This window comes from Vibrio sp. D173a (assembly GCF_030248475.1).
On sequence record NZ_JAHGAH010000131.1, the window covers coordinates 1 to 18,399 of the forward strand.

An 18,399-nucleotide genomic window follows, 5' to 3' on the forward strand; every position below is an offset into this window, starting at 1 on the left:
AATTACGCAACAAAGCCTCAACAAATTTGAGTTTATGGATATTACTCGTAAGAAGATCTCTGTTGTTCGAAGTGGCCGCAAAGATCAAGAAGGCGAAGAATACGAAGGCCTTCATTGCCGAGACAACATTCGTGCGGACCTTAAAGTTGATTTCTACATCGGTGTGAATCACGAAGAAGAAGATATTGTTCGTGTTGCTAAACTTTTTACTGCTCATGATGCTTCTAACCTAGAGCGCCTAAAAGAGCACTTCCAGCCTAAGTTCTCTGAAGCACTGAAAACGGCAGTAAAACAGTTTGAATTTGAAGAGCTGTTAACGAATCGCCGCGCTTTCCGCGATGCCGTTGTTGAAGTCATCGGTAGCGAAATGGATGGCTTTAAGATCTACGACGTTGTTATCGATAAAGTTGACCAAACCGCGCTGGACGCCCATAGCCCGGGCAACATTCTTGACGTAGAAGGTATCCGTAAGATCTCTGCCATCACAGCGCAAAAGAATACGGAAACCAACGCGATTCGTCAGGATGAACGCACAACGATCAAGAAGAAAAATGTTGAAGCTGAAGCAAACCGCTTACAGCTTGATAAGCAAGAAAAAGAGAGTATTGCCCGCACTCAGCGTGAAATCGATATTATCAAAGCGCAAGAAGAAGCGTTGGCCGCTGAAAAACGTGAAGAATATGAGCGAATCACTAAGCTAGCGGAGCTGGAAACTGAAGAAGAAGTGGCCAAGAAGCGCGAAAGCGTCGAGATGGAAGTCGAGATGACGCGTATCGCAAACCAACGCCAAGTGGCAATTCAACAAGAAGAATTGAACCGTTCAGTAGAGACTGAGCGAGTTCGTACTTCTACAGAAGTTGCTGAGCGAGAAATGCAGAAAGAGACGACGGTAGAAGAAGCGATGAAGTCTGTCGCGGAAACTCGTTCTCAACGAGTAGAAATCGAACGTAAGATTGCTCGCGAAGAAGAAGAGACGGAAAACCTACGCGTTAATGAGCGAGTTAACCGTGAAAAACGCATCAAACTGACGGAAGCAGAAGCGGTTGCTGAATCTGCACAGATTGAACTGCTGGTTGCCGCTCGTGCAGAGAAAGATGCCGCTCGCGAACGTTCTGAACGTATTTTGATTGAGAACGAAGCTGAGCTGAAAGTGAAAACGCGTGATGCGGAAAACGAGCTAGCGGTGAAGACACGTCAAGCCGAAGCGGAACAAGTAGTGACGACCAAGCGTGCAGAAGCTGAGTTTGTAGCGAAAGACCGTGAAGCTGCAGCAAAAGAGCGTATGGCACAGGCAGAAAAAGAGCTGATCAGTGCTACGGGTCTTGCTGAAGTGGAAGTTGAGCGCGAACGTGCACTTGCGATCAAAGAGACGGGTGAAGCAGAAGCTTACACCTTACAAAGTGCCGGTGAAGCGGAAGCGCAAGCTCTACGTGCTAAAGGCCTAGCAGAAGCAGAAGCGCAGACAGCTCGCTTCGAGGCGGCTCAGCAATACGACGATCACACCCGTGAACACGACAAGTGGGTGATGCAGTTGCAACAAGAGAAAGACCTTGAATTGGCGCGCATTGATGCTCAGAAAACCGTGGTTGGGGCGAACGCTCAAGCCTTGGGTGAGGCGCTATCGAAAGCCGATATCCGTTTGTTTGGCGGTGAAGGTATGGAGCAAATCCGTCGCACTATCATGGATGCCGCTGTCGTCGATGCGAAGTTTAATGAATCAGAGGTTCTTAACCCACTGGTCTCAGATTATGTGAATGGCAACCGTAGCCTGCCGCAAGACATCAAAGACGTGTTAGAGAGTACAGAACTGAAAAGCAGTGATTTGAGTAATGTCGCGCTCGCGAGTTTACTGAATTCACAAGGTGGCGCTGCGGAGCTAATGAAGAAAATCCAAAGCTCCCTAGATACGACAACCAGCGATAAATCATAATTTTCACTCTCTCTAAAAAATCCCGCTTCTTCGTAAGCGGGATTTATAGGTATTAGCATGTCAGATATGACTCAAAAAGCGGTGAGTGATGCTGGTGCATACGATGTTTTAAAGACGCGTTTGTTGCAGCAAGGCAGCCAGCTAAAGTCTCTCTCCCAATCCTTCAATCAGCAACGCCAAGAAACGTTTGGCGGCCAAGATTTTAAATTGATCGGTAAGGTCAATGTTCAAACCGATGCTAAGTGCATTCCAATCGATATGGCTCAGGTAAACCAGCATTTATTGTTCGGTTATCATGTGCAAGTTGGGATGAAAGCGACGCCTTCATTAGACGATGTGTTTGGGCTTTATCACCTCCACGAAAATGAAGGTACATTTCGTGTTGAGCCGCTTCCACTTGAATCCAGTTTTTTATCCGATTCCCGTTTTAGCCATGAATTGACGGAACTGTTTACGTACTACCGAGACGCAAAGCTTTCTCAAATCTCTCGTCAAGAAAGCACGCTTTATATCGCCTTCCAAATTGGCATGCGTCCAGAAGACAGAAAAGTCTTCCGTTTTCAGATCAACGCTCATTCTATCGAGTACATTGATTCCTTAGGTCAGAACGCCTTAACCAGTGTTCCTCAACATGATTTTGATTGGATCCCAACAACGCGAGATGACCACGTGCTTGGCGATCATCCGCATGTGTCTATTCAAGATAAGTTGTTTGTTGAATGTGTTGGCGGGGACTTAACCATCAAGGTGGAAGACAATACCAAAGATGGTAAAGGTATCTATAGAGAAGACGTTGAAGACCCACACCAAAGCGTGGCTGACGCACACATCGATTACGCGTTTGTCGGAGACTTAATTGCACTACGAGTAAAGCCAAACCGAGAAAAACACGCTCGATACTTCCTCTACAATTCAGTGACTCAGTCCGTCGTAAGGGCTGATGCATTAGGAGCAAGCGCAAAAACGCTACCTGAAGATCATGGCGTGCTGTACGCCAATGGCTACGTTCTATCTAATGGTGAAGACAAACAGTTCGCCTTTGACGCTGACCAGCTCAAGTTCTTCCAGCAGATCACGTCACCGAATGGTGAGGATATTCTTTATATCTTTTTCAACGCCGTTGAAGGTTATTACATCGCGTACACCTACAACTTGATTGAGAAGAAATTTGAAGCACCAATGGAGAGCCACGGTTACAGCTTATACCCAGATGGCCGTTGGTTAGTGTTTCAATTGTCTGAGAATGAAGAGGCGTCGACTATCCACCCGATGAGGATTTGGGATACGCCATTTTCTACCCCAGAGCACTATGCGAAAGTCAACGCGCAAACCCAAGGCAGCAGTCCACTGTTCAATCTTGGTAATACTGAGTTGGTTCGAGCGCTGTCTTCTGTTCTTTCGATTTGCCAATTAGCGCAGAGTGAAGAAGTAACTCAAGCGGCCTATGAAGTACTTATCAAGCAGTGTCGCTCGACCCTCGATCACTACACTTGGCTCAATCATGATTACGCTTGCGGAATAGGCAGTGCGATCAATGAACTCATGGGGACTACCGATAAGATCATCGATGAGTTTGCCAAAGTTCAGCAGTTACAAAAACATGCTTCAAGCAGCCTTGATCAGCAAAAATTGGCCGTTTCCGAGCTCATTGGCAAAATCAAACTGGCCCCCAAAGAGCAAGCGAACACATTACTGAGTTTGCTTAGTGAAGTAAAAGGGCAAGTCGGTGTGACTATGTCGCTCCGTCAGCAACATTACATTGATGAAGTTCAAGTTGACCGTTTGCTTGAAGAATTACAGGCACAGCGCGAGTCACTTAACCTGCATTTGCTCACTCTTCTTCAAGACGAAAAAGCGTACGTCCCTTTAAAGAAGCAAATTCAAAAAATTGAATTACAGCTCGAAGAAGTAACCAAAACGGCGGAGATTCAGAAGCTTAATGAAGAAGTGGAAACGCTTCGTCATGAGCTCCAGATAGTGACGGAAGAAGTCACGGACATCGAAACCGAAGACCCGACACAAGCAACTCGAATCTTAGACCTCACCACAGAAGTAACGTCGCTACTTAACACTGTTTCAGCCAAGCTAAGAGCAAAATCTCAAAGCTTACAAAGTGAAGAAGCTCAAGCGGAATTCAGTGCTCAATTTAAGCTGCTCAGCCAGTCTGTGAGCAGTGCAATGGAGCAAGCGTTAACGCCAGATGATTGTGATACCCAGCTTGCTAAGCTCGTTGGGCAATTGGATAAGTTAGAGTCGCGCTTCGCGGATTTCGACCAGTTTTTAAGCGAGATTTATTCAAAGCGTGATGAGATCCAATCAACGTTGGATAACCACAAGCAACAGCTTATTGCAGGTCAACAACGTCGAGTACAAAACTTACTTCAAGCTGCCAACGTCACCATGAGCAGCATAGAAAAACGCGTTGAGCGATTCGATGATGTTGCAGGACTGAACAGCTACTTTGCTACCGACGCAATGGTACTCAAGCTACAACAGTTGTCTCAGACTATTCGTGAGCTTGGCGACAGTGTCAAAGCAGACAGCGTTGACTCAAAATTGAAGTCGCTTCAAGACCAATCGCTACGTGCATTACGAGATAACCAAGACATCTTCGAGAAAGGTGGAACGGTTCTGCGCTTGGGCAAGCATAGATTTAGCGTCAACCAGCAACCACTTGACCTCAGCTTGGTCGATCAAAGTGGTGAGTTGGCGCTTCACATCTCCGGTACGGATTTTTACCAAGCGGTAGAAGACAAAGCATTTCTTGATCTGCAAACCGTCTCTCGTTTAGACGTTGCCTCAGAGAGTGAGGAAGTCTATCGAGCGGAGTATCTGGCGTACTTAATCTTGCATCAAGCGTCTATCAATCAAGATGGGCAGAGCCTAGATAAGCTTTATGATGCCTTGAGAGAAAATAAGTTGAACGAACTTGTTCAACGCTTTGCAGCACCACGTTATCGAGAAGGGTATGTCAAAGGTATCCACGATCATGATGCGGTCAACATTTTACGTAAAGTGCTGCCTGTTTATCAGCAAGCGGGGTTACTGCGTTACAGCCAAACCGCGCGCTCGAAGGCCATCTTGTGGCTATTAGAGCAAGATGCTGACCAAATAGGTCACTATCAACAACAGGCGCAAAACGCGAAGTTATTGCGAGAGCATTTAAATGCATCGCAAGCGTATCAAGAGCTGCAAAAACAACTGGTTGACTCCCTAAATGATGATCAATATGAAGCCGCTGACTACCTTGCGCAGCTATTGAGTGGGCAAGATTGGCAAATCGAAGTGAGTCAGGATTCCCTTTCTCTCTGCGAAGATTATTTGCAATTTAGACGCAGTTTGGGCTGGCAACCTCAACCGCTCAGCTTTACCGAATCATTTAACGATCATCATCAGTGGTTAAGTGCGTACACTGCGAAAAAGCAATACGGTCAGGCATTCGTATGCGAAGCGGCGACGGTGGCAGTGGTGAATACCTTGTCTGAGAAAAGGCTAGCCAGTGTCGACTTTTCATTAGTGTGTCATGTCGAAGGGTTACTGGGAGAGCACACTCGAATTAGCAAAGGCAGTTTAGAGCTCGTATTGGATGACTTTATTCAAAGAAATGAACATCACCGAAGCTCGGTCGTTCCGAATTTTGAAGCTTATCTATCCCAGCGCGCCCAGTTGTTGAGTTCTGCTAAGGAAGATTTCCGTCTTAGTGAGTTTAAACCTCGCCCATTAACGTCATTTGTGCGCAACAAGCTGATCAGTGAGAGCTACTTACCTCTTATTGGCGACAACTTTGCTAAGCAAATGGGCACGTTAGGCGATAAAAAGCGTACTGACTTGATGGGGATGCTACTTCTTATCTCTCCGCCTGGTTATGGTAAAACGACGTTAATTGAGTATATTGCACACAAATTAGGTTTGGTGTTCATGAAGATCAATGGCCCATCCATCGGTCATCAAGCGACATCTCTCGACCCCGCTGACGCCCCTGATCAAAATGCGGCGCGCGAAATTGAGAAAATTAACCTCGCTTTCGAGATGGGCAACAATGTGTTGCTGTACTTGGATGATATTCAACACACCCATCCCGAATTCTTACAGAAATTCATCTCACTCTGTGATGGCACGCGTCGCATAGAAGGCACTTGGAAAGGGAAAACGAAAACCTACGACATGCGCGGCAAAAAGTTTGCTGTCGTGATGGCGGGTAACCCGTACACCGAGAGTGGCGAAGCGTTCCGAATCCCAGACATGTTGGCTAACCGTGCGGACATCTACAACCTCGGTGATATGCTCTCTGACCAGAAATCGATCTTCGATTTAAGCTTTATCGAAAACTCGCTCACCTCCAACAACGTGCTTGCGCCTTTAGCAACGCGAGACCTGAATGATTTGTACCGCTTTGTCAGAATGGCAGAGGGAGAAAGCATCGCGCTGAGTGAGATGAGCCATTCTTATTCTGCGATCGAATCGGGCGAGATCGTGACAACCTTGCAAAAACTGATCATGGCGCAGCAAATTGTCTTGAAGGTGAATCAGCAGTACATCAAGTCAGCCGCGACAGCGGATCAGTATCGTGTCGAACCTCCGTTCAAGCTGCAAGGCTCGTATCGAAACATGAATAAACTGGCGGAGAAAATCTCGTCAGTGATGACTGACCAAGAGATGAATACGCTGCTTCAAGATCACTATCAGGGTGAAGCACAAACGCTGGCCGCGGGCACTGAGGAAAACCTACTCAAGCTTGCAGAGCTACGTGGTGACATGACGGATGAACAGCAAGCACGTTGGTCTGAAATCAAAGAAGGGTATCAGCGTCAGCAAATGATGGGTGATTCCGAAGACCGAGCAGGACAGGTTGTGCAGCAACTTGCTATGTTGAATCAGCATGTTGCTCGATTTGGTCGTCATGATCAGGAGGGGAGCTAAATGGATCGACAGAAATGGTCTGCGTGGCTAGAGGCTTCGATACAAGATTACCGCCTAGATGATAGTGAGCGAAGAGAGCTCCAATCGGAGCTGCAGGACTCGGTATTAAGTCATGAAGACCGCGCCTACCTGCGTAATATGAGCTTCAAGCTCGTGCAGCAAGAAATCCAAATCAAGGTGATGCAGCCGCTTTAGTTCGCTGGTTAGAGCGCGTGGTCAAGGTTTTAGACAATGTCATGAGTGAGAACTCGGCAGATACCGCGTTGAGTTGGTTTTCTCCAGGTAGAGCCTGTGCGTCCGGCATCATTGAACAGCTGAAGCTGGCTCGTCACTCGGTGGACATTTGTGTTTTCACTATCGCGGATAACGACTTAACCGATCAGATCCTCGCCGCGCATAAAAGAGGCGTGACGGTCCGAATCGTGACCGACAACGACAAAATGTACGATAAAGGCAGTGATGTGGAATACCTTGCAGCACAGGGCGTGGCGGTCAAAATTGATACGACTCGATACCACATGCACCATAAGTTCGCGATCTTCGACCAACAGCGGTTGATTAATGGCAGCTTTAACTGGACACGCAGCGCTTCTAAATACAATCAGGAAGATATCACGCTTACCGACGACCGCAGGTTTGTTTCTGCGTTCTTAAGACAATTTGAAACGCTATGGCAGAAGTTTCCTTGCCATAAGCCGTCATAAATATAGGGAGATCCCATGACCGAATTGATGAATTCTGAACATCAGGTACTTGAGGTGGACGCTACTCCTCAAATCGTCGCACTCGCAGAGCAATTTGATGCGTTTGATAGCGTAGCGACGATCACTTTTGGTAAAGAGGCGCTGGAAAAAATCACGGCTTTCTCTGACGAAGTGTTAGAGCAAGTTCGTGTTCGCGACAGCGGTGAAGCGGGCGATATTTTGCATGCAATGGTATCGTCCATGGACAGCGCTGAATTTTCAAATTTAGGCAAAACCAGCTTGTTATCGAGGCTTCCTTTAGTCGGTGAGCTTTTTGATTCATTCAAAAAATTCTCGGCAAGTTTTGATTCAGTGAAAAGCCAATTGGAACAGCTTTCAGGACGTTTAGAAGCACAAGAGATGAAGTTGGCTCATGATATTAGCCAGCTCGATACGCTCTATGACCATAATTTAGAATTGCTCGGCGGATTAGAGCAGTACATCGCCGCTGGTAAGTACAAGTTAAACCAGCTTACGCAAAATGTATTACCAAGCTTACTGGCACAATCTGAGCAAAGTGGTGACGCGTTAGATGCCCAGAAATACCGTGATGCGACTCAAGCCGTTGCGCGTTTAGAAAAGCGCGTGCATAACCTTGAGCTCACTCGCCTGGCTGCTATCCAAACCGCACCTCAGATTCGATTGTCTCAAGAAGGCAATAAAATGCTGATGGAAGACATTCAAGATATCGTGCACAACACTTTCCCATTGTGGAAGCGCCAATTCTTGATTGCGATTTCCAATTATGAAAAAGAGAAAGCGTTGAAGGTAACGCGTGCGGTGAAGGATTACACCAATAAGCAATATGTGCAAAACGCAGAGAAACTGAAGGCGTTAGAAGAACAAATTGCAGAAAACTACCAGCGTGGCATTCTCGATCTCGATTCTCTAGAGACCGTGAATCAACTGACGATAGAAACGTTGAACAATACGCTATCGCGAGTGAAGGAAGGCAGAGCGCAACGCGAGCAGGCTCAACAAGTGATTGAGCGAGCAGAGGCAGAACTTAAACAAGCTCTTGAGCAAACCTTGTAAGGTGAACCATCGAGAAACCACTCCCTTACTTATTTTTTATCTACTTTTAACGAGTAATAGAAAATAGGGAGTGATTTTTTGGTAAAAGAGACAGCGTGGCTTTATCCCGAACTTAAGAGAAACCACATCAGCGGTGATTGCGCTTACACGTGACCAGAACCGTGGAACATGCCACCGAACATTCCGCCAAATATCATCCCTAAAATGCTGAAGATGATCCCTAGAATGATCATCGCAGGAATTGAAGCGATAGCGAACTTGACCATAAAGATCACCATCGACATAAATGGCATTTTAATATCAACAACCGTCACTTCTTGTTTTGAATTTTCATCAGACACGAGCGTTCTCCTAAATTTGCATTCTGAATATGCAGCCAGTTTATTACACCTAAACACAAGAAAACGTTGAACTACTTTGCGCTTTTCTCTTTATGGGATAACAACTGATTAATTTGAGAAATACGGCACGCTATGAATCGCTATCAGAAGCGGGTAAAGCCTTTTCAGAAGCGGGTAAAACCTTTCAACCAAGCGCCGGATAATCGGTATAGCCGTGTTCATTGCCACCAAATAGTGTTGAACCATCCAGTTCTGCCAGAGGTTGTTGATGCTGTAAGCGCGCCACCAAATCTGGGTTAGAAACAAACGGGCGTCCAAAAGCGACTAAATCCGCATAACCTTTTTCAAGTACCTCGTCAGCACGATCTTGGGTGTAACTGCCAGCCACGATAATCGTATTGGTGAAGTATTCGCGCAGTTCGATGCGGAAGCTTTCTGGAATCACTGGTGCGTCGTCCCAATCCGCTTCAGACAGATGCAAGTACGCAATATCACGAGCTTGAAGTTGTTTCGATGCCTCGAGGATGGTTGGCACAATGTCTGGGCAGTTCATGTCCTTGAAAGTGATGAATGGCGCTAGTCGTACTCCCACTTTGTTGGCCCCAATGGCTTCGCTCACCGCATCGACCACTTCTAACAAAAAGCGAAGTCGGTTTTCGCGAGTTCCGCCGTAGTTATCGGTTCTGTGGTTTGAATTGGTACGTAGGAACTGGTCAATCAGGTAACCATTACCGCCGTGGATTTCGACGCCATCGAAGCCAGCTTCAATCGCACGTTTCGCTGCATGGGCAAAATCATTCACAACACGGTCAATATCGGCTTGAGTCATGGCTCGTGGCTCTACACAATCGACCATGCTGCCATTGCCTTGTTCGTCGGCAATCCACACTTGGGTTTCTACGGGTTTTAGTGCTGATGGGGCAATAGGCTGTTCGCCTTTTTGGAATGTCGGGTGTGATACACGGCCAACATGCCATAACTGACAAAACATCGCTGCGCCTTGCTCTTTTGCTGCTTGAGTGACGGTTTTCCAGCCTGCCACTTGTTCATCAGTGTAGACGCCTGGTGTGAACGAGTAACCCTGCGAATCGTCTGAAATCTGGGTGGCTTCAGAGATGATTAACCCTGCGGTTGCGCGCTGCTTGTAGTAAGTCGCCATCATTTGGTTTGGGATATTCCCCGGTTGGCTGGTGCGCGCTCGGGTCATTGGTGCCATGACTACGCGGTTTTGTAGATCCAGTTGTTTTAGCTGTGCTGGTTCAAATAGTTTGCTCATTATCGGCTCCTTACTTAAGCAGTGGCACTTGGGTTTTGCTGCTTACCGATTCCATCCAATCTTTCACGGTGTTGTCCCATTGGATTTCTGCGGCACTGAAGAACCCGCGCAAAATAGAAAATAGGATCGCTTCGTCTACCAAAGCCACATGCTGATAAGAGTCGAGATTCAACACACTTTTCACACGTTCAATGAGCGCTTCGACCTCTTTGGCAATGTTTGGAGTGTCCTGCAGGAGTGCATCAAAATTGAGTGCGTCAGTTTCCTTTTTTGCGCGCCAAGCTTGCTGTGCAGACTGAGTGGCAAACTCTGGTAAATCCATGTTTGACCAACGTGGGTAACCCACTTTTTGCAGCGGAAGAAAAGCGATTTTTTGCCAATCCAGCGCTTGTTGAGATGGTTGGCTTGTTTCACTTGATGTAGCCAGTTCAAGGAAGTAAGCGATGATATCTAGGCTTTCTGCCATCGCTTCACCGTTGTCTTTAATAAGAAGTGGTACTTGTTTGGTTCCAATCAGGTCTGTTGTGGTTTTGTCATCGTCATAAGCAATATTGATGACGTCGAGTTGGATATTCAGCATGCCAGCAACGTAGCGGACGCGAGCACTGAATGGGCAATGTTCGTAAATGTAGAGTTTCATAGTGTTTTCCTAGTGATTTAATTGGGCAGCCCCGCTTGTTCGGGAGACGTTAAGTCAGGGCTACCAGTAGGGATGAAATTAGTTGTTGAAGCTCGGAGCTAACTCAGCCTGTTAGCTAAGCGTGTGTTGTTAACCAAGCAGTGCGCCACCATCAACATCAATCACGGTGCCAGTCATGTAGCTGTTTTCAATCAGAAGTAAGTAAGCTTTTGCAACGTCACTGGCTTCGCCTATTTTGCCTACGGGCAAGCTATTTTGCGTGCGTTGGTACATGGCATTTCTGTCGTCTTCATTCATGCCTTGATACGCCTCAGTTCTAGTCAAACCTGGACTGACCGCATTTACTCGGATCGGAGCCAATTCTTTCGCCAGTACTTTCGTGGTCGCTTCAATGGCCGCGTTAATCGCGGTTTTTACGTAGGTGTTAGCAACAACTTTGCGCGATAACATGCCGGAAGTTAGCGTGATTGAGCCGCCTTTCTTGATGTAGCGTGCGCCATGTTTCGCCGCGTTGACGGCACCCCAAAATTTGGTATCAAACGCGTATTTTGCTTGGGAAACTTCCACGTCTACGATTTTGCCTGCCGGAGCATAAGAACCTGCTGTGACGATCAGGTGGTCAAAAGCACCAATGGTTTCGAAGTAGTGGTAAACCGACTGTTCATCGCTGATGTCTAGCCCTGTTTTTCGGCTTGCTACGTGGACAACCGCATTGTCGCTTGCAAGTTATTGGCTAAGTTCAGCACCAATACCTGATGTGCCACCGAGTACGATGTAGACAGTTTTTTCTGTTTTCATGATTTGCTTCTCCAATCTCGTTTCGTTCGAGCCAGTATATGTATTGGAAGAAATTTGATAATTGGGTAATATTTGAATTGATTATTCAGCTCAGTCGAATAATGAGGTTTTAGGAGAGAATGTGGACAAGTTTTCGGATATGACGCTGTTTGTCAGCATAGTGAAGAACCAAGGGCTGGCGGCGGCTGGCAGAGAGCTCGGCTTATCGCCAGCAACAGTAACGGCAAGATTGCAGTCGCTGGAAGACCGTTATGGGGTGAAATTACTTAATCGCAGTACAAGGCATATCTCACTGACGGACTCTGGCGCTATGTACCATCAGGCGTGTCTGGAAATCATCGACAGCGTTAAAGAGACGGAGAACTTACTCCAAACTGGCACCAAAGAAGTGCGCGGCACACTTAAAATCTCGGCTCCTCGTGATATTGGTAAGCAATATATTTCGCCAATACTGTCGGAATTTAGTCAGCTCCATCCCGATGTGATCCCTTATCTGTATTTGAACGATAATCTATCCAACTTGGCGGAGTCCGGTTTGGATATTGTTATCCGATATGGGGAGCTAGCCGACAGCAACCTTATCTCTCGCAAACTGGCGTCCAGTCGCCGAGTGCTTTGCGCTTCTCCTCAGTATTTGGCAAAGAAAGGCACGCCGATCACGCCACAAGATTTAGCACAGCACGATTGTTTAGCCATGGTCCGCAGCAATGAAGAGTTGAAAACATGGCACTTTCAAGATGAAGAGCAGCACAATGTCATTACTGTCGTACCGAAGCGGTTTTCTGATGATGGCGAAGTGATTCGTCAATGGGCGTTAGATGGCGCGGGTGTTGCGTTGAAATCGATTCTCGATGTGCAAGAGGACATCAAACAGCAGCGTTTAGTGACGGTGTTAAATGGCTATATGAAGAACTTCAACGCATCGACTTCTTCTGCAGGCGCAGATTTGAACGTGATTTATCTGAGCCGCCAGTATCAACCCAAGCGACTTCGTTTGTTTTTGGACTTCTTGATTGAGCGTTTTCATAGTCGGTTTCCGGAGTAAGCAAGGCTTAGACGGCAACCTGCAATTGAGGCCATGTGATTAGCCAGTTTTTGGATTCTACCCGAGATTGAAACAGCGTTAATGTTCGCTTCGGATTGTAAGTAACCTGACCTTCAAACAAAGACTCAAACCCGAACGCTGAAATGCACTCTATCTGGCTATTCTCGCTCAACCTGGCAGCGACCGCTGTCTCTTTTTCTGGCCAGTAACTCATCGCATCTAAGGTACTTTGGTATGGCTCATCACCATTCCTTAGGTGCATGTTTGCTTGATTGCGAACTTGCCAGTTGAGCTCTGGCATTAAGGCGTTTAGTTGAGCTTCGTATTTGAGGTAGGCTTGTTCGTCCAACTCATTCGGATCGAAATAAACAACATCTAGATCGTTTAATGGTGTTGGATTTTGCTTCTGGTGAAGGTGATCCCAAACTAAGTTTCGCACAAAGCCCGCAGCAATGTAGCAATCTGGTAAATCTAGCGAGCGGACGCATTGCAATGCTTGAACGCGAATTGGATCCTTTGCCAACAACTGAGCAAGTTTATCTTCAAGCATCGGCATTACTTCGCTGGTGGCAGTTCAATGCCCAATTCATCGCGTTTTCGCTTACTCAAGCCAAGTGCAACTAATCGATAAGATTCTGATAAATAGTACTTTAGATCTTCGTCTAGGCGCCCGGAGGTTTCTGTTTGTTGAATCCACTTCATGCCACGGTTTGCGAAATAAGGGGCAGGAATGTAGCCCTCTTAATCACTTAAAAAGTCGAAGTTTAAAGGGGAAGTTTTAAACGTAAATGCAGGCTGCTTGTCTTTACTCCAACCGCCAATAGCAAATACCTTTCCACCGACTTTCCAAACATGCGCGTCGCCCCATTGAACAACATGGGAAGTGGCAGCGAATGAACCGCAGAATTGATTAAATTCATCGTATGTCATTGGGTTACCTCAATAGTGATTAGCTTAAATTTTGTGCTAACTTAGTGATGTGTGCAATCAAAGCCAAGTGAGATTCCGAGGTTTCCCTTCTATGACGATAGATGCCGACAGTACCCGGCTTGGGCTGTGATTCCACGGTTAAGATTTTCAACCCTAACGATTGTAAGTAATCGCTCAGGTGGCTGGTATAAGACATCACAGCTATGCCACTTTTTAGTACATCAATACTCGCAAGTAACGAATCGACCTCGTAAGTTGGGCGGTTATCAAGTTGCTGACGTTCCCTTTCGTTTTGCTTTGGAATTGGGTTGTCTAAAACATGGTTAAACTTTTTTGCATCATAGGTGACGGATAGGGCGGGGTATTCATGGAGCATTTGTTTCGTCACCACCTTACCCAAAAGTGGATGATTGGAAGAGACAAAGTAGGCGTCAACAGTCTGAAATAAAGGAATAAAAGTAACATCACACTTTGACGACAACCCTACAATCTCATGACCAATGAAGAGTTCAATTTGCTCATTAATCAAAGAATCCATTAAGCTCAAATGATTGCCAAATTCTACGTGTGTAGATGCGGATGGTTGATGAGACAAATGTTCGTCTAAGGCTTGCTTTACGAACAAAGGCCACCATGCGTCTCCGGTTCCTATTTTTATTTTGCCGATTTGATACTGTTTCCTTTCTTCAATGCCCTGCATCATTTGATTGTATTCGTGCTGCATCGCATCGCTATGACGATAGAGAATACGACCAAACTCGGTGAGAACCATGCCGCTTTGGTGGCGTTCAAAGAGTGTGACGCCAAGAGACTCTTCCAGCTTTTTTAAATTACTCGTCATTGTCGGTTGGCTTAGTCCGGCCATCCTTGCGGCGGCACTTATGCTTTGACAGCGAGCAATCAGTAAAAATTGCTGTAGAGATTTGTCCATTGTTATTCCCCTTTTTTAAACAAGGTTTCTTTAAGGTATTGTGCACAATTTCTTTTATAAATCACAAATCTGCTATCTGACATAATTGAATTTATGAGTGTTTCATAGATCTAAATCACTATTGGTGAGCAACATATAGATATTGTCTATAAAGCTGACGCTGTTACCTATTTTTCTCTGAAGAGCGTGTTCCTTAGACTGTCGCCAAAATAACAATCTAAAGGATGAACATGAAACCAAGTTTTATTGCGCTTGCTGTTGCTGCAGCGATGGGGTTAGTTGGATGTGGTTCAGATTCTGATACCTCGGAGGTGGTCGATAAACCGATTATTTCGGAAGACCTTTACCTACGCGGATTGAATGGCGATTGGGGGACTGCAGAACACGCGAAGCTGAACTATTTAGGGAACAATGAATATGAAACCGTGTTACGCGTAGCGCGAGGTAGTAACCAGTTCAAGATTGCCGATCCTGGCTGGCAAATCCAATACACTCATTTTGAACAGCCTGCGATGTTTGATGAGGCTCAGGACTACTTACCAAAACCAGAAACGAATGAAGCGTGTATGAATGACGACTGCAATTCGGAAATCACGTTTGAAGACAAAGGTTACTATAAGTTCTCTGTGAGTTTTGTGGATAAAAGCAGCGCGACGATGACCGTAACAAAAGCCACGCAGGAAGAGGCAGAGAAGTATTACTCAGATGCTATTTTGGATCCTGAAATGGTGCATGAGGGGCATCAAAATAAAGAGCTAAAACTGTTCCGAAACTACGATGACAGTAATGAAACGGTGACTTTTTCTGTCAAAGATCCTAAAGCAGATCTGCGCGAGTTTGGCATCTCAACCACGACGGAACAGCGAGACGCTCTGGATCAAGGCATGGTGATTACGGAGAAAGAAGGGCCTCGTGTTGTTTCTGGCGATCTCGCGTTTGATGCATTGTTCGCTTTGACGATGAAGGAGCTCGATCAACTTGCGGTGTCTGAAATCAAAGACGGCAATTACAACTACAACAAACCAATAAAGGCAGAAGTGTTTGAGACAGGTGCCAAGTGGCATTACGTTTGGACTCGTGATTTGGCATATGCGGCCGACCTTTCTCTTGCGTTGATGAATCCTACGCGTGTTGAAAACGGCTTGGAATTCAAATTATCAGCCTTTCGAGACACAACAGATCAACAATACGATGGTGAGCAAATCGTCCAAGATACAGGCACTGGTGGCAGTTGGCCGATCAGTACCGATCGAACAACATGGGCGTTAGGGGCAGAACGTTTACTGTCGGCACTGGATGGCGAAGCTTACAACCAATTTGCAGAGCGTGCTTACAACGCGGTTAGCAACACGCTAGAAGCCGACCGTTTAGCGGCGTTTGATCAAGACTCAGGCCTTTACACGGGAGAACAGTCGTTCTTGGACTGGCGTGAGCAGACATACTCTACGTGGACGCCTGATGATGTTAATGCGATTGGTAGTAGCAAAGCGTTGTCGACTAACGTGGTTCACTATCGAGCAATGCGCTTAGCGGCGAAGTTGGCAGAACAATTTGACTCAAAAAACGCGGTGAAATACGCAGGTTGGGCTGAGCAGTTAAAAACGGCAATCAATACTGAGTTTTGGAATGAACAGCGTGGTATGTACGTGAGTTACTTGTTCGATAACGGGCAAGATATAGCGGTCGATAAATATGACATGCTAGGTGAAGCGCTTGCAATTATAAGTGGCATTGCAAGTGATGCTCAGGCGAAACAAATTATGGAAAACTATCCTCATAGTGAGTTTGGTGTTCCAGTTTACTTCCCTCAACAGCCAGGTGTTCCGGTTTATCACAACCGTGCGATTTGGCCATTTGTCACCGCATATAGCTTGCGCGCTGCACATCAAACTCAAAACGTAGAAGCGGCTAACAATGCGATTCAATCTTTAGTTCGTGGTACGGCAACCAACTTATCGAATATGGAAAACTTGGAGTGGTTGTCTGGCAAATCGTTCATTATTCATAGCGACCATGGTGCAGATGCTTCTCTTGATGGCCCAGTGATCAACTCCCAGCGCCAGCTATGGTCGGTAGGTGGTTATCTCAATATGGTGGTCGAAACTATCTTTGGTATACACACTGAAACAGGGCAATTGGAAGTTAAACCGTTCATTACAGGATGGGTTCGCAATCAACTTTTTGCTCAATCAGAACAGATTACATTGGAGAACTTTAGCTTCAAGGGTAAAAGCTACTCTGTGACGGTTCACCTGCCAGAAGCACAGGATGAGTCAAACGGTTACTATCCAGTGGAAGAGGTGACGGTTGATGATAATGGTCACTACCAAGTCACCTTGGGTAGTCTTGTTGCTGACGACAGCAGTATAAAAGTGGTTGATGGAGTCAAACCTTACGCAACGGAAAGTGAAAAAGTCTTTTCTCCAAAAGAGCCTAAGCTCGATGTCGCTCGCACTAACAATAATGTGACGATTGGTGTAACTAGTGACTACAACATTAACTTGTACCGCAATGGTCAACTGATCCAAAGCAATGTTAACGGAAAAGAGTACAGCGATACCTTAAGCGGTTTTGCGTGTTATTTGGCTGAGAGTATTAATGAACAAGGCTTCCGTTCTAACCCAAGTGAACCTGTTTGTGTTGGCGAAGATATTCGCGTCAAACTTGAAGGTGACTACCAACCGCTGAAAGACGATGTATCAGTGGTCACTGTCAGTAAAGATAGTGGTGATGTAAATGGTCTGAGTGCTTTCACCGTCCCTACTAACGGGCGATACCAGTTGGCGGCGTGGTATAACAATAACCTAGGCCAACTAAATACCGGTATTACTAACTCAGTGAAAGAGCTCGAAGTTCTCGACGATTCTGGTCAGTCAGTTGGTAAAGGTTACATTCAAATGGGCCATATTGGTGAGAACAAAGGTATGCGTTATTCAACACCAATTGAAGTTTCCTTGGAACAAGGCAAATCATACCGACTGGTTCTCAAAGACCATTTCAATATGAGTTACTTGAAATCTAATGAAACTTACATTTACTCAGGTGGTGTAGATGGCGAGATGAATGAAGCGCAGATTGCTGATATCCGTGTCACACCGCTTCAATAACGTGAATTGAAGTTCTAAGAAAAAGCCGCCGGTTTATCCAGCGGCTTTCTATTTAAGTAACCACTGGATGTTCGTTGTAACGTGAATGTTCAGAAAAGTGCTTACCAGCGCTTGGATTCCGACATGCTAGTGGAGAGATGGTCGATAAAGGCTCTTAACAACGGTGTGACTTGTTTACGCGTGCCATAGATGGCATGAACGCCTAACGTTTTTGGGTGCCATTCTGTCGCTTCACCTTAAGAAAATCGCCGTCACAGTATATGTCCGGATTTCGCAATAGTGAAAGTTAATTTGCTGTCTATTTCATCTAAAACCAATCAAATAAGATGACCTCAACACTAAACGAGCCGCATGAATTGGTTCTCTAATACGGAATAAGATGATGAATAAGCGTTCAATTACTCATCGAAGATAATGAGCAGACGTTAGAAAAATTAAGCAAGCCATTTTCAAGCGAGATTTCGGCAGCGATGAAGGCTAAGTACCCACAATTTGCTGCAACAGAAGGCGATCTTGAACTGGGTGCGAAAGTGCTAAGTGGTGAAATGGAGTGGCGTTAATCTAAGCCTGTTATTCACCATACTGCCAAAAAACAGCCCCTCATTGTGAGTAGCTGTTGTCGTAATAGCTTTGCCACTTGTCGACGTGGTTTACGATGTGATTGCTGATGAGTGGTAAGTAATTAAAGGTGTGTTCAAAGCTT

The 18,399-nt window shown here is 45.9% G+C and carries 12 protein-coding genes and 4 pseudogenes; 8 read left to right on the plus strand and 8 right to left on the minus strand.

Annotation, left to right across the window (positions count from 1 at the left end):
* The 5 genes from KIV40_RS14575 to KIV40_RS14595 form a co-directional block, all read left to right on the plus strand.
* Positions 1-1,930: peptidase (locus tag KIV40_RS14575; protein ID WP_285349894.1), on the plus strand; the 1,930-nt coding region annotated here is incomplete at its 5' end.
* A gap of 57 nt (positions 1,931-1,987) precedes the next feature.
* A complete protein-coding gene (locus tag KIV40_RS14580; protein WP_285349896.1) occupies positions 1,988-6,850 on the plus strand; it encodes a DNA repair ATPase in 4,863 nt (1,620 codons plus the stop codon).
* Positions 6,851-7,045 (plus strand): hypothetical protein, encoded by a 195-nt coding sequence (locus KIV40_RS14585; protein WP_285349898.1) that lies wholly within the window; start codon positions 6,851-6,853, stop codon positions 7,043-7,045.
* A gap of 41 nt (positions 7,046-7,086) precedes the next feature.
* Positions 7,087-7,554, plus strand: coding sequence for a phospholipase D-like domain-containing protein (locus tag KIV40_RS14590; protein WP_285349900.1), 468 nt, complete (start codon positions 7,087-7,089; stop codon positions 7,552-7,554).
* A 15-nt stretch (positions 7,555-7,569) separates the two neighbouring features.
* On the plus strand, positions 7,570-8,628 hold the full coding sequence (locus KIV40_RS14595) for a toxic anion resistance protein (protein ID WP_005429653.1): 1,059 nt from the start codon (positions 7,570-7,572) through the stop codon (positions 8,626-8,628).
* Between the two features lie 143 nt (positions 8,629-8,771).
* On the opposite strand, the gene KIV40_RS14600 is transcribed toward KIV40_RS14595, so the two are convergent.
* The 4 genes and pseudogenes from KIV40_RS14600 to KIV40_RS14615 all read right to left on the minus strand — a co-directional run bounded on the left by KIV40_RS14600 (position 8,772) and on the right by KIV40_RS14615 (position 11,683).
* Positions 8,772-8,969: a hypothetical protein gene (locus KIV40_RS14600; protein WP_285349902.1), complete on the minus strand. Its 198-nt coding sequence runs from the start codon at positions 8,967-8,969 to the stop codon at positions 8,772-8,774.
* A 184-nt stretch (positions 8,970-9,153) separates the two neighbouring features.
* The gene (locus KIV40_RS14605) at positions 9,154-10,245 is read right to left on the minus strand and encodes an alkene reductase (protein WP_285349903.1); all 1,092 of its coding nucleotides are present in this window, start codon (positions 10,243-10,245) and stop codon (positions 9,154-9,156) included.
* 10 nt (positions 10,246-10,255) lie between these two features.
* The gene (locus tag KIV40_RS14610) at positions 10,256-10,885 is read right to left on the minus strand and encodes a GrxB family glutaredoxin (protein ID WP_047476335.1); all 630 of its coding nucleotides are present in this window, start codon (positions 10,883-10,885) and stop codon (positions 10,256-10,258) included.
* A 129-nt stretch (positions 10,886-11,014) separates the two neighbouring features.
* Positions 11,015-11,683 (minus strand): annotated as a pseudogene (locus tag KIV40_RS14615) (SDR family oxidoreductase).
* 121 nt (positions 11,684-11,804) lie between these two features.
* On the opposite strand from KIV40_RS14615, the gene KIV40_RS14620 reads away from it, so the two are divergent.
* A complete protein-coding gene (locus tag KIV40_RS14620) occupies positions 11,805-12,728 on the plus strand; it encodes a LysR family transcriptional regulator (protein WP_285349905.1) in 924 nt (307 codons plus the stop codon).
* A 7-nt stretch (positions 12,729-12,735) separates the two neighbouring features.
* On the opposite strand, the gene KIV40_RS14625 is transcribed toward KIV40_RS14620, so the two are convergent.
* The 3 genes and pseudogenes from KIV40_RS14625 to KIV40_RS14635 form a co-directional block, all read right to left on the minus strand.
* Positions 12,736-13,278 carry a nucleotidyltransferase family protein gene (locus tag KIV40_RS14625; RefSeq protein WP_285349906.1) on the minus strand — a complete coding sequence of 181 codons (543 nt, stop codon included), beginning with the start codon at positions 13,276-13,278 and terminating at the stop codon, positions 12,736-12,738.
* Positions 13,279-13,283: 5 nt separating this feature from the next.
* Positions 13,284-13,658: pseudogene (locus tag KIV40_RS14630) on the minus strand (MmcQ/YjbR family DNA-binding protein).
* A gap of 19 nt (positions 13,659-13,677) precedes the next feature.
* Positions 13,678-14,589: a LysR family transcriptional regulator gene (locus KIV40_RS14635; protein ID WP_285349908.1), complete on the minus strand. Its 912-nt coding sequence runs from the start codon at positions 14,587-14,589 to the stop codon at positions 13,678-13,680.
* Between the two features lie 230 nt (positions 14,590-14,819).
* Between KIV40_RS14635 and KIV40_RS14640 the strand changes: the two genes are divergently transcribed.
* Positions 14,820-17,696, plus strand: a complete 2,877-nt coding sequence (locus KIV40_RS14640; protein WP_285349909.1) for an amylo-alpha-1,6-glucosidase — start codon at positions 14,820-14,822, stop codon at positions 17,694-17,696.
* Positions 17,697-17,797: 101 nt separating this feature from the next.
* Here KIV40_RS14640 and KIV40_RS14645 read toward each other — a convergent pair.
* Positions 17,798-17,920: pseudogene (locus KIV40_RS14645) on the minus strand (LysR family transcriptional regulator); the annotation flags it as partial.
* Positions 17,921-18,100: 180 nt separating this feature from the next.
* On the opposite strand from KIV40_RS14645, the pseudogene KIV40_RS14650 reads away from it, so the two are divergent.
* Positions 18,101-18,256 (plus strand): annotated as a pseudogene (locus KIV40_RS14650) (MBL fold metallo-hydrolase); the annotation flags it as partial.
* Between the last annotated feature and the right edge of the window lie 143 nt (positions 18,257-18,399).

Coding starts and splice junctions, on each gene's coding strand:
- KIV40_RS14635 (WP_285349908.1), bottom strand. CDS start 14,589: ATGGACAAATCTCTACAGCAATTTTTACTGATTGCTCGCTGTCAAAGC.
- KIV40_RS14610 (WP_047476335.1), bottom strand. CDS start 10,885: ATGAAACTCTACATTTACGAACATTGCCCATTCAGTGCTCGCGTCCGC.
- KIV40_RS14590 (WP_285349900.1), top strand. CDS start 7,087: ATGAGTGAGAACTCGGCAGATACCGCGTTGAGTTGGTTTTCTCCAGGT.
- KIV40_RS14625 (WP_285349906.1), bottom strand. CDS start 13,278: ATGCTTGAAGATAAACTTGCTCAGTTGTTGGCAAAGGATCCAATTCGC.
- KIV40_RS14595 (WP_005429653.1), top strand. CDS start 7,570: ATGACCGAATTGATGAATTCTGAACATCAGGTACTTGAGGTGGACGCT.
- KIV40_RS14580 (WP_285349896.1), top strand. CDS start 1,988: ATGTCAGATATGACTCAAAAAGCGGTGAGTGATGCTGGTGCATACGAT.
- KIV40_RS14605 (WP_285349903.1), bottom strand. CDS start 10,245: ATGAGCAAACTATTTGAACCAGCACAGCTAAAACAACTGGATCTACAA.
- KIV40_RS14640 (WP_285349909.1), top strand. CDS start 14,820: ATGAAACCAAGTTTTATTGCGCTTGCTGTTGCTGCAGCGATGGGGTTA.
- KIV40_RS14585 (WP_285349898.1), top strand. CDS start 6,851: ATGGATCGACAGAAATGGTCTGCGTGGCTAGAGGCTTCGATACAAGAT.